General features: G+C 69.1%; 14 protein-coding genes. 4 read left to right on the top strand and 10 right to left on the bottom strand.

Features of this window, described 5'->3' with window-relative positions; translation table 11 throughout:
- The first annotated feature begins 67 nt into the window (after positions 1-67).
- The 3 genes from MA876_RS07640 (at position 68) to MA876_RS07630 (ending at position 4,108) form a co-directional block, all read left to right on the top strand.
- A complete protein-coding gene (locus MA876_RS07640; protein WP_248147493.1) occupies positions 68-1,060 on the top strand; it encodes a DUF1852 domain-containing protein in 993 nt (330 codons plus the stop codon).
- Between the two features lie 20 nt (positions 1,061-1,080).
- Positions 1,081-2,130 (top strand): methionine synthase, encoded by a 1,050-nt coding sequence (locus tag MA876_RS07635; protein WP_248148000.1) that lies wholly within the window; start codon positions 1,081-1,083, stop codon positions 2,128-2,130.
- Between the two features lie 64 nt (positions 2,131-2,194).
- On the top strand, positions 2,195-4,108 hold the full coding sequence (locus MA876_RS07630; protein ID WP_248147491.1) for a S9 family peptidase: 1,914 nt from the start codon (positions 2,195-2,197) through the stop codon (positions 4,106-4,108).
- Positions 4,109-4,184: 76 nt separating this feature from the next.
- Here the strand turns inward: MA876_RS07630 and hflX are convergent, their stop codons facing one another.
- Positions 4,185-5,702, bottom strand: a complete 1,518-nt coding sequence (gene hflX, locus MA876_RS07625; protein WP_248147489.1) for a GTPase HflX — start codon at positions 5,700-5,702, stop codon at positions 4,185-4,187.
- An 85-nt stretch (positions 5,703-5,787) separates the two neighbouring features.
- Between hflX and MA876_RS07620 the strand changes: the two genes are divergently transcribed.
- Positions 5,788-6,429: a class I SAM-dependent methyltransferase gene (locus MA876_RS07620; RefSeq protein WP_248147487.1), complete on the top strand. Its 642-nt coding sequence runs from the start codon at positions 5,788-5,790 to the stop codon at positions 6,427-6,429.
- 11 nt (positions 6,430-6,440) lie between these two features.
- Here the strand turns inward: MA876_RS07620 and dapF are convergent, their stop codons facing one another.
- The 9 genes from dapF to MA876_RS07575 form a co-directional block, all read right to left on the bottom strand.
- Positions 6,441-7,292: a diaminopimelate epimerase gene (gene dapF / locus MA876_RS07615; RefSeq protein ID WP_248147485.1), complete on the bottom strand. Its 852-nt coding sequence runs from the start codon at positions 7,290-7,292 to the stop codon at positions 6,441-6,443.
- Positions 7,293-7,318: 26 nt separating this feature from the next.
- A complete protein-coding gene (locus MA876_RS07610) occupies positions 7,319-7,741 on the bottom strand; it encodes a GNAT family acetyltransferase (RefSeq protein WP_248147484.1) in 423 nt (140 codons plus the stop codon).
- A 29-nt stretch (positions 7,742-7,770) separates the two neighbouring features.
- On the bottom strand, positions 7,771-8,688 hold the full coding sequence (gene miaA, locus MA876_RS07605) for a tRNA (adenosine(37)-N6)-dimethylallyltransferase MiaA (RefSeq protein WP_248147482.1): 918 nt from the start codon (positions 8,686-8,688) through the stop codon (positions 7,771-7,773).
- Positions 8,685-10,235 carry a tRNA (N6-isopentenyl adenosine(37)-C2)-methylthiotransferase MiaB gene (gene miaB, locus MA876_RS07600; protein ID WP_248147462.1) on the bottom strand — a complete coding sequence of 517 codons (1,551 nt, stop codon included), beginning with the start codon at positions 10,233-10,235 and terminating at the stop codon, positions 8,685-8,687. Before miaB ends, miaA begins: the two co-directional genes overlap by 4 nt.
- 59 nt (positions 10,236-10,294) lie before the next feature.
- Positions 10,295-11,170 (bottom strand): ABC transporter permease, encoded by an 876-nt coding sequence (locus tag MA876_RS07595; protein WP_248147460.1) that lies wholly within the window; start codon positions 11,168-11,170, stop codon positions 10,295-10,297.
- Positions 11,167-12,087: an ABC transporter ATP-binding protein gene (locus MA876_RS19295; RefSeq protein ID WP_248147458.1), complete on the bottom strand. Its 921-nt coding sequence runs from the start codon at positions 12,085-12,087 to the stop codon at positions 11,167-11,169. The genes MA876_RS07595 and MA876_RS19295 overlap by 4 nt, the downstream gene beginning before the upstream one ends.
- A 70-nt stretch (positions 12,088-12,157) precedes the next feature.
- Complete coding sequence (locus MA876_RS07585; protein WP_248147456.1) at positions 12,158-12,865, bottom strand: regulatory protein RecX; 708 nt, start codon at positions 12,863-12,865, stop codon at positions 12,158-12,160.
- Positions 12,862-13,914 (bottom strand): recombinase RecA, encoded by a 1,053-nt coding sequence (gene recA, locus MA876_RS07580; protein WP_248147454.1) that lies wholly within the window; start codon positions 13,912-13,914, stop codon positions 12,862-12,864. Before recA ends, MA876_RS07585 begins: the two co-directional genes overlap by 4 nt.
- 242 nt (positions 13,915-14,156) lie before the next feature.
- Positions 14,157-14,381 carry a DUF3046 domain-containing protein gene (locus tag MA876_RS07575; RefSeq protein ID WP_248147452.1) on the bottom strand — a complete coding sequence of 75 codons (225 nt, stop codon included), beginning with the start codon at positions 14,379-14,381 and terminating at the stop codon, positions 14,157-14,159.
- Positions 14,382-14,384: the final 3 nt, after the last annotated feature.

Raw genomic sequence — 14,384 nt, 5'->3', positions numbered from 1 at the left:
GTTCGAGGATGGAGTCATCGACTCCCGAGGGCCGCGCAGCCCTCACCACTCATCGGATTGGCCACTCATGGCGGACGACTTCACGTTCAGCATCACCACCACGCGCTTCGACGACGACTACGCGCCGTCGAAGAGCTCCCGGGTCACGACGAATTTCGCCAATCTGGCGCGAGGCGAACACCGCCAGCAGAATCTCCGCAACACCCTGACGATGATCGACCGGCGCTTCAACGACCTCGCGCACTGGGACAACCCGGACGGGAACCGCTACACCGTCGAACTCGACATCGTCTCGGTGCAGCTGCGGTTCACCGCAGAGGGTGCCGACCGGGAGTTCCCGCTTCTCGAGGTTCTCGACGTGCAGATCGTGGACACCTGGACGAGCATCCGCCGCCACGGGATCGTGGGGAACAACTTCTCCTCGTACGTCCGCGACTACGACTTCAGCGTGCTTCTTCCCGCGGTCAACGCCGATTCGCCGAAGCCCACCGTGCCCGGCGACTTCGGCGACCTCCACGGCAAGCTGTTCCGGCACTTCCTCGACTCGCCCGCGTACCGGGAGCGCTTCACTCTGCCCCCCGTGATCTGCATCAGCGTGTCGACGAGCAAGACGTACCACCGCACTGCGAACCAGCACCCGGTGCTCGGCGTCGAATACCAGCAGGAGGAGTACTCCCTCACCGATGAGTACTTCTCGAAGATGGGGATGAAGGTGCGCTACTTCATGCCGCGCGGCAGCGTTGCGCCGCTCGCCTTCTACCACCGCGGTGACCTGCTCAACGATTACGCCGATCTGCAGCTGATCGGCACGATCAGCACGATGGAGACGTTCCAGAAGATCTACCGCCCGGAGATCTATAACGCGAACTCGGCCGCCGCACCCGTCTTCCGGCCGAGCCTGGAGGTGCAGGACTACTCCCGAACCGAGATCGCCTACGACCGCGTGGAACGCAGCCGGCTCGCGATCACGCAGGGGCAGTACACCGAGGAGCAGTTCATCAAGCCCCACGGTGAAGCTCTTGCTCAGTGGGCCGCCGACTACCTTGTCCCGGTCGCATGACCAGCGGACGATCTTCGGACCTGCACACGCTCTTGCCGACTTCGATCGTCGGCAGTCTGCCGAAGCCGTCGTGGCTCGCGCAGCCCGAGACGCTCTGGTCGCCATGGGAGCTGGAGGGCGATGCCCTGATCGAGGGCAAGTACGACGCACTGCGCGTCGCCGTGCAGGAGCAGACTCGACGCGGCATCGATATCGTCAGCGACGGCGAGCAGACCCGTCAGCACTTCGTGACGACCTTCATCGAGCATCTCAGCGGAGTCGATTTCGAGAAGCGTGAGACCGTGCGCATCCGCGACCGCTACGACGCGAGCGTGCCGACCGTCGTCGGGGCGGTGAGCCGCGAGCGGCCCGTGTTCGTCGACGACGCGACGTTCCTCCGCGCATCGACCGATCGCCCGATCAAGTGGGCCCTGCCCGGCCCGATGACGATGGTCGACACTCTCTACGACGACCACTACAAGAGCCGCGAGAAGCTGGCGTGGGAGTTCGCGACGATCCTCAATCAGGAGGCGAAGGAGCTCGAGGCAGCCGGGGTCGACATCATCCAGTTCGACGAGCCGTCGTTCAACGTCTTCTTCGACGAGGTCCAGGACTGGGGAGTGGCCGCGCTGGAGAGAGCCGCGGAGGGATTGCGCGCCGAGACCGCCGTACACATCTGCTACGGGTACGGAATCAAGGCGAACACCGACTGGAAGGCGACCCTCGGGTCGCAGTGGCGGCAGTACGAGGCATCCTTCCCGCTCCTGCAGCAGTCCGCCATCGACATCGTCTCGCTCGAATGCCAGCACTCCCACGTGCCGATGGACCTCATCGAGATCCTGCGCGGCAAGAAGATCATGCTCGGGGCCATCGACGTGGCCGACGAGACGATCGAAAGCCCGGAAGAGGTCGCCGACACGCTCCGGAAGGCCCTGGAGTTCGTCGATGCCGACAAGCTCATCCCCAGCACCAACTGCGGCATGGCGCCGTTCCCCCGGAACGTCGCGTTCGAGAAGCTGAGCGCGCTGAGCGCAGGGACGAGGATCATGCGCGAGGAGCTCGCCGGCAGGCAGCCCGCCCTCGTGTCCTGAACGTGTCGGAGCCGGGACGCACGCCCAGTGTGACCTCGTGTTTCGTGCGGCGTACGGTGGGGGTGTGACGATCCCGTACGGAGCCTGGCCATCCCCCATCTCGGCAGCGGCGGTCTCGGCCGCGAGTCCGCGCATCGAGGGTGCGCGCTTCGTCGGCGACGACATCTGGTGGGGCGAGAGCGTGCCCGAAGAGGGTGGTCGGTCCGCCGTCCGTCGTCGCGGTGCGGACGGCGTCGCGCACGACGTGCTCCCTGCTCCGTGGAGCGCGCGATCGCGCGTGCACGAGTACGGCGGCGGCGCATGGACGACCGTCGATGACGACGACCTCGTCTTCATCGAGAAGACCGATCAGCGCGTATGGCTGCTCTCGCCGGGCCGGCCGCCGCGAGCGCTCACGGCCGCCGCCGGCGACGTGCGCTTCGGCGGACTCGTGTGGCAGGCCGGTCGGCTCATCGCGGTGCGCGAGAGGCACGGCGGCTCGATCGTGCCGGCGCGCGACCTGGTCACGATCCCGCTCGACGGATCAGGCGCGGCGGATGCGGCATCCCTCGTGCAACTCGTCGCCGGGAGCGACTTCCTCGCGCAGCCCGCGCTCTCGCCCGACGGCACGCGTCTCGCCTGGATCGCATGGGATCACCCCTCGATGCCGTGGGATCGCACGGAACTGCGGGTGGGCCGCGTCGAGGACGACGTCGTCGTGGAATGGACGACCGTCGCGGGCGGCGAGACGTCACCGCTCCAGCCGATCTGGTTGGACGACGAGGATCTGCTGCACCTGGACGACCCGACCGGGCGCTGGAACATCGAGCGCCTGCACCTGTCGGCTGAACTCCCCGAACGCGCCGTCGCGCCCGCCGACGCCGATACGGGCGCGCCGCTGTGGGTGCTCGGAGCGCGGTGGTACGCCGTCCTCGAAGACGCCCGCATCGTGGCCGTGCGCACCGACGGCGCGGACGCGCTCGTGCTCATCACGGGCGGCGACGCGGCCCCGATCGCGGCAGCCCCGGTGTGGAACACGAACATCGAGGACGTCCGCGGCACGCGGGTGCTCGTGAGCGGTGCGAGCGGTTCCGCCGGTCCGGGGCTGTGGAGCGTCGACGTCGACTCCGGTGCGGTCGAGACGGTGCGCGGCGGCGAGTCGCCGTGGGGTGAGGAATGGATGCCGCGTCCGCGCGCGGTCTCGTTCGACGGCGCCCGTGGGCCCGTGCACGCGTTCGACTATCCGCCGACCAACCCCGACGCGACCGCACCCGACGACGAGCTTCCCCCATACGTCGTCTTCGTGCACGGCGGCCCGACGACGCACGTGGGGCCTGCGGCATCCCCCCGCATCGCGTCCTTCACGAGCCGGGGCATCGGAGTACTCGACGTGAACTACGGCGGCTCCAGCGGCTACGGGCGCGCCTACCGCGAGCGACTGCAGGGCGGATGGGGCATCGTCGACGTCGAGGATGTCGCGGCCGCGGCACGCGGCCTGGCGGCATCCGGGGTCGCAGACCCGGCGCGCATCGCGATCGCGGGCGGGTCGGCGGGCGGATGGACGGTGCTCGCGGCACTCGCACGCACCGATGCGTTCGCCGCGGGGATCTCTCGCTACGGGGTCGGCGACGCCCGAGCACTCGCGGCCGACACGCACGACTTCGAGGCGCGCTACCTGGACGGACTCATCGGTCCGCTGCCCGAGGCCGAAGCGGTCTACATCGAGCGGTCACCACTCACGCACCGCGATGGATTCCGCGTGCCGATCCTGCTGCTGCAGGGCGCGGACGACCAGGTCGTGCCGCCTGCGCAATCCGAAGCCGTGCGCGACGCGCTCGTCGAGCGGGGCGTGCCGCACGCCTACATCGTCTACGAGGGCGAGGGCCACGGCTTCCGCCGCACCGAGACGCTCGTGCACGCGTACGAATCGGAGCTCGCCTTCCTGGGTGCCGTGTTCGGCTTCGACATGCCTGGGATCCCGCCGATCGAGCTCAGCTGACCCGTCGCTTCGCCTCGTCGCTCAGCCACCGACCCCGGGTCGCCTAGGGAGCGCAGCGGGACGAAGCGACAGCGTCTTAGACCGCGAAGGGCGCGAGCTCGTTCGCGAGACGCTCGGGCACGTGCGCGTGCAGCGCGGTGCCCTCGGCCTCGTGCGACTGCGCGACGATGTGCCCCGTCTCATGGGCGGCCGAGATGAGGTCGCCCCGGTCGTACGGAACCAGGGCGCGCACTTCGATCGCCGGAAGCGGGAGCGCGTCTTCGATCGCGGCGCGGAGCTCGTCGATGCCCTCGCCCGTGCGGGACGACACGAACATCGCGCCGGGCTCCAGGCCGCGCAGCACGAGCCGCGCGTCCTCGTCGACCAGGTCGGCCTTGTTGAAGACCACGATCTCGCGCGTGTCGCGCGCACCGACATCGCCGATGACGTCGCGCACCGTCGCGAGCTGCGCGGCGGGATCGGGATGCGAGGCATCCACGACATGCAGGAGGACGTCGGCGTCGCCGACCTCTTCGAGCGTCGAGCGGAACGCCTCGACGAGCTGGTGCGGCAGATTGCGCACGAAACCGACCGTGTCGGTCAGCGTGTAGGTGCGACCGTCGGCCGTCTGCGAACGGCGCACCGATGTGTCGAGTGTCGCGAACAGCGCGTTCTCGACGAGCACACCCGCGCGCGTGAGGCGGTTGAGCAGCGACGACTTCCCCGCGTTCGTGTACCCCGCGATCGCGACGGCGGGGATCGTGTTGCGCTTGCGCTCGGCACGCTTGGCCTCGCGTGCGGGGCCGAAGTCGCGGATCTGTCGACGCAGCAGCGCCATCTTCGTGCGGATGCGGCGGCGATCGAGCTCGATCTTCGTCTCACCCGGACCGCGCGAGCCCATGCCCGCGCCGCCCGCGCCGACCTGCCCACCGGCCTGACGGCTCATCGAGTCACCCCAGCCGCGCAGGCGCGGCAGAAGGTACTCGAGCTGCGCGAGCTCGACCTGCGCCTTGCCCTCGCGCGACTTCGCGTGCTGGCTGAAGATGTCGAGGATCACGGTCGTGCGATCGATGACCTTGACCTTCACGACGTCCTCGAGCGCGCGCCGCTGGCTGGGCGCGAGTTCGGTGTCGGCGATCACGGTGTCGGCGCCCACGGCGGCGACGATGTCGCGAAGCTCCTGCGCCTTGCCACGGCCGACGTACGTCGCGGGATCGGGATGCGGGCGCCGCTGCAGCACGGCGTCCAGCACGATCGCGCCCGCCGTCTCGGACAGCGCCGCGAGCTCGCGGAGCGAGTTCTCGGCGTCCACCTGCTCGCCCTGCGGGTGCACGCCCACCAGCACGACGTTCTCGAGCCGCAGTTGGCGGTACTCGACCTCGGTGACGTCCTCGAGCTCGGTGGACAGGCCCGGCACGCGGCGCAGCGCGGCGCGCTCTTCGCGGTCCCACTGCTCGCCGTCCGAGTCCGCGCGCGAGATCGTCGCGTCATCCTGCAGCGCCTGGGCGTTGCCGAACACGCGCACCCCCGAGCGGGCTTCTGCCCGCGCCAGCACGCGATCCACCGGGTCGACCGGCGTCTCGTCGATGCTCTGGGGTGTCGTCGTATCCGTCATGTGTTCCTTCCGGGATGCCGTCGATGCGGCATCCGTGGATTCTAGCCTCCCGCGATCGGGAGGTCCTCCGCTACGCTCATCCTCCATGGGGAGTGACCACTACTTCAGCGCGTCCCCCGCCAGTCCCGAGAATCTCCGGCGCATCCGCGTGACCCTCGCGGGTCGCGATCTCGAGGTGACGACAGCGGGCGGGATCTTCAGTCCCGATCACGTCGACGACGGTACCGCGGTGCTGCTGGCGAACACGCCGCCGTCGCCGCCCGGCGGCAATCTGCTCGACCTCGGGTGCGGATGGGGGCCGATCTCGCTGTCGCTCGCGCTGGAGTCCCCGCACGCCACCGTGTGGGCCGTTGATGTCAATGAGCGGGCCCTCGATCTCGTGCGTCGAAACGCCGCCGATCTCGGGCTCGACAATGTCAACGCCGTGCTGCCCGACGATGTTCCCGATGACGTGACGTTCCGCACGATCCGATCCAACCCGCCGATCCGAGTCGGCAAGAACGAACTGCACGGGCTGCTCGAGCGTTGGATCCCGCGACTGGACGAACGGTCCGACGCGTGGCTCGTCGTGCAGCGCAATCTCGGTTCGGACTCGCTGCAGCGCTGGCTCGCCGCGACGTTCGCCCACGGCTACACCGTGCACCGTGCCGCGACGGGCCGAGGCTTCCGGGTGCTCAAGGTGCGCCGGCACGGCTCGCCGCCGAGCGAACCGATCGATCTGCCCTGATCCTCACCCGTTCAGGCGAGCGTGACCTCACCCGAGTAGACCAGGGTCGCAGGTCCCGACAGCAGGACGCGGCCGTCCACCATGCGCACGCCCAGCACCCCGCCCGGAACCTCGACGGTCCAGTGATCGGGCGCCGCCGGGCCTGCCCAGTGACGCACGGCGAGCGCCGCCGCCGCGACCCCCGTGCCGCAGCTCAGGGTCTCGCCGACCCCGCGTTCGAACACCCGCATGCGGATCGTGCCGACGCCTTCGTGCACGAGCGGATCGCTCGGCACGACGAACTCGATGTTCGCACCGTGCACGGGCTCGGGATGCAGCTGCGGAACGACGGACAGGTCGAGCCCCTCGAGCTCGGCGTGGTCGGGCAGTGCGACGACGACGTGGGGGTTGCCGACGTCGATGCCCAGGCCGGGGCGGGGCGCACCGACGCCTTTGGCGCGAACGAGGACCTCGGGTTCGACCGTCCAGGGGCCGAGGTCGACTTCCAGGCCGCGGTCGCTGCGGGTGAGGGTCTTGACTCCGGCCCGCGTGCCGATCGCGAGCGGCGCCGCGTCGACATCGGCCCAGCCCACGTCGACCAGATAGCGGGCGAAGACGCGGATGCCGTTGCCGCACATCTCGGCGGCCGAGCCGTCCGCATTGCGGTAGTCCATGAACCACTCCGCCTCGGGGGTCGCCGCCCCCTCGGGCAGTGCCGACGAGCGCACGACCCGCAGGATGCCGTCCGCTCCGATGCCGAAGCGCCGGTCGCACAGCACGGCGACCTGGTCGTCCGAGAGATCGAGCGCCCCGCCGGGGTCGGGGATCAGCACGAAATCGTTGCCGGTGCCGTGCCCCTTCGTGAACGAGACGGTCTGCGGCATCCCCCGAGTCTATTCGGGCCGCGGGCTCAGTCGGCGATGAGGCGTTTGCCCGTGGCCCAGGTCTCGAAAGTCTCGTAGCCGATGGCGTCGTAGAAGCCTTTGGCCACGTTGTTCTCGGGCCGCACCATGAGCTGCACCTTCGGGCACCCGAGCTCGATCAGCAGTTCTTCGGCGCGCTCGACGAGCCGCCGCGCGATTCCTTCGCCGCGCCGGGACGGCGACGACCCGAGGTAGTAGAGCCACCCGCGATGGCCGTCGTAGCCGGCCATGACCGAGCCCACGATCTCGTCGCCGTCTGCGGCGACGAGGAAGAGCTCGGGCTGTACACGGAGCTTGCGGCTGATGTCCTGATGCGGATTGTTCCACGGCCTGGTCAGTCCGGTCTCCTGCCACAAGGCGACGACGGCGTCGGTGTCGGTCAAGGTGAACGTGCGGATCTCGACGGTCATCGTCCCAGTCTTGCAGGCGTGTCGGACGCTCAGTCCAGGGCTTGCGCCACGAGCGAAGAGGCGGAAGCATCCGGCTCCACCCAGGTGAGGTCGGCGTACCGTCGGAACCACGAGACCTGGCGGCGCGCATACCGGCGCGTGAGCGCCTGCGTCTCGGCGATCGCTTCCGCCTCGGACGCCGTACCCGAGAGCTGGGCGAGCGCCTGCGCGTAGCCGATCGCCCTGCGCGCTGTGACCCCGTCCTCGAGCCCGACCCCGCGCAGAGCGTCGACCTCGGCCACGATGCCGCCCGACCACATGCGCTCGACCCTCGCATCCAGTCGCTCGACGAGTGCGGCACGCGGCACCTCGACCCCGATGAGCGTCGTCGGGTCGTGCCACAGGACGGGCTCCTCGGGGAGGGCGGCGCCGTGGGTCTGCTCCCCCAGCGCCAGGATCTCGAGCGCCCGGACGATCCGCCGGCCGTTGCGCGGATCGACGCGCTGAGCGGTCGCCGGATCGGCGTCGCGCAGACGCGCGTAGAGGGCACCGGGACCCGCTTCGTCGAGCTCGGCCTCGAGTCGCGCGCGCAGGTCGGCGTCACGCGGGGGGAAGCGGAAGTCGAAGACGACGCTCGAGACGTACAGCCCTGAACCGCCCACGAGGACCGCATCGGCCCCGCGCGCGTGGATCCCCCGGATCGCGGCGCGCGCGGCATCCTGATACCACGCCACCGCTGCCTCATCGGTGACGTCGAGCACGTCGAAGAGATGATGCGGGATGCCGCGGCGCTCGCTCTCGGGGAGCTTGGCCGTGCCGATGTCCATGCCCCGGTAGAGCTGCATCGCGTCGGCGTTGACGATCTCGGCGGACCGGCCACGTGCGGCCAACGCGTCAGCGAGGTCGAGCGACAGCGCGGTCTTGCCCGTGCCGGTCGCCCCGACGACGGCCCAGAGTCTGGGGTTCACACTCCGATGCGCAGCGTCGGGAGTCCGAGCGAGACCGCACGGGGCGCGCCGGCCTCTCCCGCCGGGGCGGGGACGCCGCACGACTCGGCCTGCGTGCGGTCCCACGCGTCGCCGGACCGCGTACGTCGGATGCGCAGCGGCGCCCCGTCGGGAGCGTCGGCGAGCAGGTGGAAGGGCGCAGCGTGCGTCACGACCACCGAGACCACGTCTCCCGGTCGCGGGAGGTCGGAGCCCTCGGTCACCTCGAAGTGCACGAGTCGGTTGTCCTCCGCACGGCCCGTGAGCCGGTGGGTCGCGGCATCCTTCTTGCCCTCGCCCGTCGAGACGAGCACCTGCACCTCGCGTCCGACCTGCTTCTGGTTCTCTTCGAGCGAGATGCGCTCCTGCAGCGCGATGAGCCGCTCGTAGCGCTCCTGCACGACCGCCTTCGGCACCTGGTCCGCCATCGTCGCGGCGGGCGTGCCCTCGCGGATCGAGTACTGGAAGGTGAAGGCGCTCGCGAATCGCGCCTGCTCGACGACACGCATCGTGTCGTCGAAGTCCTCGTCGGTCTCGCCGGGGAAGCCGACGATGATGTCGGTCGAGATCGCGGCATCCGGCATCTTCTCTCGGACGCGATCCAGAATGCCGAGGAACTTCTCGCTGCGGTACGAGCGCCGCATCGCCTTGAGGATGCGGTCGCTGCCGGACTGCAACGGCATGTGCAGCTGCGGCATGACGGCGGGCGTCTCAGCCATCGCGTCGATGACGTCGTCGGTGAACGCGGCGGGATGCGGGCTCGTGAAGCGGATGCGCTCCAGACCGGGAATCTCGCCCGCGGCGCGCAGGAGCTTGCCGAACGCCTGACGATCGCCGAACTCGACGCCGTACGAGTTGACGTTCTGACCGAGGAGCGTGACCTCCATCGCGCCGTCGTCGACCAGCAGGCGGATCTCGTTCAGGATGTCGCCGGGGCGGCGATCCTTCTCCTTGCCGCGCAGGCTCGGCACGATGCAGAACGTGCAGGTGTTGTTGCAGCCGACCGAGATCGAGACCCAGCCGCTGTGCACCGAGTCGCGCTTGGTCGGCAGCGTCGAGGGGAAGATCTCGAGCGATTCGAGGATCTCGAGCTCGGCCTCGCCGTTGTGACGCGCGCGCTCGAGCAGGCTCGGCAGCGAGCCCATGTTGTGGGTGCCGAAGACGACGTCCACCCACGGCGCCTTCTGCTGCACGGTGTCCTTGTCCATCTGGGCGAGGCACCCGCCGACGGCGATCTGCATGCCTGCGTGCTGGTCCTTGCGGGACTTGAGGTGCCCGAGGGTGCCGTAGAGCTTTCCGGCGGCGTTGTCGCGCACGGCGCACGTGTTGATGACGACGACATCCGCCTCGGTGCCCGCCTCGGCGCGCACGTAGCCTGCGCTCTCGAGGGAGCCCGAGAGTCTCTCGGAGTCGTGCACGTTCATCTGGCAGCCGAACGTGCGCACCTCGTAGGTCCGGGCGTGGCCGTCGGGGGCGATCGCGGCATCGGAGGGCGCGATGAGCGTCGGAGTCGAGACAGGCGTGGTCATGATGCGTGCCATTCTACGAGCCGTGGTGCGCAGGTCGGCTGAGGATGGATGCCGGCTGCTCAGCGGATCCGCGAGCGGATGCGCCCGGCGGCGAGCGAGGTGAACCCGATCGCGAACAGCAGCAGGACGCCGATGGCGACCCAGGGCGTGACGAGCGCATCGCCGACGTAGGCATCGATCCCGTAGAACCCCCGCACGGCTTCCGTCGCCTGCGGGACGTCGGTGAGTGTTCCGAGGGTGTCAGCCGTGAACTCGCGCCGCAGGAGCATCGCACCCTGCGCGAACGGCAGGGCGTTGATGACGTTGCCCACCGCGACGGGGAGGGAGCCGATCGGGATGTAGGCGCCGGCGACGAAGCCGAGGATCGTTCCGACCACGGTCGCGAACGCCGAGAAGGCACCGGGCGTCTTGACGAAGGAGACGACGAATGCGCTGAGCGCCGTGAACGCGAAGCAGCACAGCACCGTGAAGAGCAGGATCTTGAGGATGCGGTCGAACGGTAGCCAGGCGTGGTCGAAGATGCCGAGGTACAGCACGGAGAGCACGAGCACGACGCTCGACATGATGACGGCCACCACGACGGCGGAGATCAGATAGCCGAGCACGAGTTGCCCGCGAAGGATCGGCGAGACGAGGAAATCCTTGAACCGCCCGGACTGCCCGTCCTCGACGAGCTGCGACATCGCCCCCATGCCCGCCGTCACGGTCGTGAGCAGCACGATTCCCGAGAACATCCAGCTGTCGATGAACGCGAGCACCTGCGCCTCGGACGCCTGGGGGAACGACTCGCTCAAGCCGTCGATCTGCAGTCTCGCGAGGAACAGCGTGTACAGGAGGAACAGGATCACGCCGCTCAGGAGCGAGAAGAAGACGTTGAGTCGGTCGCGGAAGAACAGACGGAGGTTCCGACCGACGATGCCGAGGACGACGCTCACGCGGCCTCCGCCTCGTCCGCGCCGCGGCCCGTGACGGCGAGGAAGACATCATCCATCCGCCCGTGACGGAACTCGAAGTCGCGCACCGAGGAACCGTGTTCTGCCAGCAGCGACTGCGCGGACGCGGAGTCGGGGACGGCGATCGTCACGATCTCACCCGCGGAAGCCGGCTGCAGTCCGCGCGCACGGGCGAGAGCGTCGAGAGCGGTCGGATCGGCGGATGTGACGGTGAGGATGCTGCGACTGTGCCGCGCCCGCAGCTCGGTGGGCGTGCCCTGCGCGACGATGCGCCCCGCGTCGATGATGCAGACGCCGTCGGCCTCTTCGGTCTCTTCCATATAGTGCGTCGTGAGGAAGACCGTGAGCCCGCGCTGGACGCGGAGCGTCTGCACGGTGTTCCACACCGCGATGCGGCTCGCCGGGTCGAGGCCCGCCGTCGGTTCGTCCAGGAACAGCACGTCGGGGTCGTGAAGGAGAGCACGGGCGATATCGGCGCGACGTCGCTGGCCGCCCGAGAGCCTCCCGTAACGGCGATCGGCGAAATCACCGAGCTCGATGAGGTCCGACAGCTCCTCGATCCGTCGCGCAGCCGCATCGCGTTCGAGGTGCATGAGACGCGCGCGGAAGCGCAGATTCTCGCGCACCGTGAGCCCGTCGTCCATGAGCGAGTCCTGGAAGACCACGCCGATCCGTCGGCGGACGTTCTCGCCGTCGGTGCGGGCGTCGTACCCGGCTACGCGGACGGTTCCGCCGTTGAACGGCAGCAGCGTCGTGAGGCACGAGATCGTGGTCGACTTGCCCGCCCCGTTGCTCCCGAGGAAGGCGAACGCCGCGCCGTCCGCCACATCGAATGAGATGCCGTCCACGGCCGTGAGGGTCTTGTACCGCTTGACGAGATCGTGCACCTCGATCGCCACGGGTGTCCTTTCGGCCGGGGAACCTCAGTCTGTCATCACGGGGCCAAGAGGCGCACGACCGAATGCGGACTCAGCGGAATCGCACACCGCTCTGCGGTGCGGAGACCTCGTCGAGCGCCGTCCGCGCCGCTGTCAGGGCGACGGACCCCCCGTACCCACGCCTGGCGAGTTGGCCCGACAGCCGCCGCAACGCCGTGTCGCGGTCGAGACTCGCCATGCTCTTGGCCTTGCTGCGGGCGAAGTCGAGAGCGCGCTCGTCGTCATCGTCGGGAAGCTCGGCGAGCACCGCGTCGACGACGTCGCGCGGGATGCCGCGCTTGGTCATGGTCTGCGCGATGACTCTGCGCCCCTGCCCCTTGCGGTCGGAGCCCGTGTGGACGAGCTGCTCCGCCAGAACGACGTCGTCGAGGTAGCCCAGCCGCTGGAAGCGCTCGAGCAATGACTCGATCGCATCGGGTTCGATCTCGTGCTCGCGCACGACATCGCGCGCCTCGGCCACCGAGAGCGACCGGCCCCGCAATCGTCGCAGGAGTGCCCGCTCCGCGATCTCGAGCTCGGTCTTCCCGTCGGCGTCGGCGGGTTCGCTCGGCGTCGGTGCGACGCCGTCACCGCCGTCCTCCTCGATCCAGCTCGCGTGCCAGGGACGAGCCGCCGCCGAGCGGGAGTCTCGCGCGCCGTCGTTCGTCACGGCGCTGATCGGCCGTTCGGGCGGCGGACCGCCGAAGATCGGGATGACGGGGGCGAGCTCGTCGTGCTCGCCCCCACGATCCACGGTCATGCGGGGCGGCGCTGCGCCAGCTCGTCGCCGACGGGAGCCTCGACGGTCTTCGGCTGTCCGATGCCGAGCTTCGCCAAGATCTTGGACTCGATCTCGGCCGCGACATCGGCGTTCTTGATGAGGAAGTTGCGGGCGTTCTCTTTGCCCTGACCGAGCTGCTCGCCGTCGTAGGTGTACCAGGCGCCCGACTTCTTGACGATGCCCTGGTCGACGCCGTAATCGATGAGGCTGCCCTCTCGCGAGATGCCGACACCGTAGAGGATGTCGAACTCGGCCTGCTTGAACGGCGGGGCCATCTTGTTCTTGACGACCTTGACGCGCGTGCGGTTGCCGACCGCGTCGGTGCCGTCCTTGAGCGTCTCGATGCGGCGGATGTCGAGCCGGACCGACGCGTAGAACTTGAGCGCCTTTCCACCGGCCGTCGTCTCGGGCGAGCCGAAGAAGACGCCGATCTTCTCGCGCAGCTGGTTGATGAAGATCATGGTGGTGTTGGTCTGGTTGAGACCACCCGTCAGCTTGCGGAGCGCCTGCGACATGAGGCGCGCCTGCAGGCCGACGTGCGAATCGCCCATCTCGCCCTCGATCTCGGCCTTGGGCACGAGAGCTGCGACGGAGTCGATGACGATGAGGTCGATCGCACCGGAACGGACCAGCATGTCGGCGATCTCGAGCGCCTGCTCCCCCGTGTCGGGCTGCGAGACCAGCAGCGCGTCGATGTCGACGCCGAGCTTCTGCGCGTAGTCGGGGTCGAGCGCGTGCTCTGCATCGATGAAGGCGGCGATGCCGCCGGCGCGCTGCGCGTTGGCGATCGCGTGGAGGGTCAGCGTCGTCTTACCCGACGATTCCGGACCGTAGATCTCGACGATGCGGCCGCGCGGGAGTCCGCCGATGCCGAGCGCGACGTCGAGGGCGATCGACCCGGTGGGAACGACCTCGACCGGTGCGCGCTCATCGGAGCCCAGGCGCATGACCGAGCCCTTTCCGAACTGCCGGTCGATCTGGGCGAGGGCCGTGTCGAGGGCCTTCTCGCGGTCAACTGCTGAGGGCATGGCGTACTCCTAGTGCTCGTGTTCCGTCGCCTGTAGGCTGCCGCGCCCCGACCCGGTGGGACGGATGCTGCGGCAAGGCATGAGGTTGTCGTTCGACGTGGTCCACGCTAGGGAGGGGTTCGGACATCGGTCGTCACTCCTCCCGCTCACGTGGAAAACACGCTCTCGACACCTGCTGTGCAGGAGCCTACGCCAGGATAGAACACACGTTCGACTGCGACACGCCGCGCGACGGCGGGCGATCAGCGGCGCTTGGGCTCGAGTCGTCCCACGCCGTAGCGGCGGTCGAGGGGCACGTCCGTCTCTGCGCAGAGCGCGAGCCAGACCTCTTTCGGCGGGATGCCGGCATCCATCGCCTCGCGCGCCGTGCGGCCACCGAGAGTGGGCAGACTCAGATCGACGAGAAGCGATGAACCGCGGGCGCCGAACTCATCGCCGACGGCGCGTTCGAACTCACTGCGACGCATGCA

Origin of the sequence: Microbacterium aoyamense (genome assembly GCF_023155855.1) — a bacterium.
Classification (GTDB): domain Bacteria; phylum Actinomycetota; class Actinomycetes; order Actinomycetales; family Microbacteriaceae; genus Microbacterium; species Microbacterium aoyamense.
Note: the sequence above shows the minus strand (reverse complement) of the source record. Positions and strands in the feature narration are given on the sequence as shown.

What these genes read in the sequence shown, in the direction of transcription:
- MA876_RS07610 (WP_248147484.1), bottom strand. Translation starts at nt 7,741, where the DNA reads ATGACCGTCGAGATCCGCACGTTCACCTTGACCGACACCGACGCCGTC.
- hflX (WP_248147489.1), bottom strand. Translation starts at nt 5,702, where the DNA reads ATGACGGATACGACGACACCCCAGAGCATCGACGAGACGCCGGTCGAC.
- miaB (WP_248147462.1), bottom strand. Translation starts at nt 10,235, where the DNA reads ATGACCACGCCTGTCTCGACTCCGACGCTCATCGCGCCCTCCGATGCC.
- MA876_RS07575 (WP_248147452.1), bottom strand. Translation starts at nt 14,381, where the DNA reads ATGCGTCGCAGTGAGTTCGAACGCGCCGTCGGCGATGAGTTCGGCGCC.
- dapF (WP_248147485.1), bottom strand. Translation starts at nt 7,292, where the DNA reads ATGCCGCAGACCGTCTCGTTCACGAAGGGGCACGGCACCGGCAACGAT.
- recA (WP_248147454.1), bottom strand. Translation starts at nt 13,914, where the DNA reads ATGCCCTCAGCAGTTGACCGCGAGAAGGCCCTCGACACGGCCCTCGCC.
- MA876_RS07585 (WP_248147456.1), bottom strand. Translation starts at nt 12,865, where the DNA reads ATGACCGTGGATCGTGGGGGCGAGCACGACGAGCTCGCCCCCGTCATC.
- MA876_RS07640 (WP_248147493.1), top strand. Translation starts at nt 68, where the DNA reads ATGGCGGACGACTTCACGTTCAGCATCACCACCACGCGCTTCGACGAC.
- MA876_RS07620 (WP_248147487.1), top strand. Translation starts at nt 5,788, where the DNA reads ATGGGGAGTGACCACTACTTCAGCGCGTCCCCCGCCAGTCCCGAGAAT.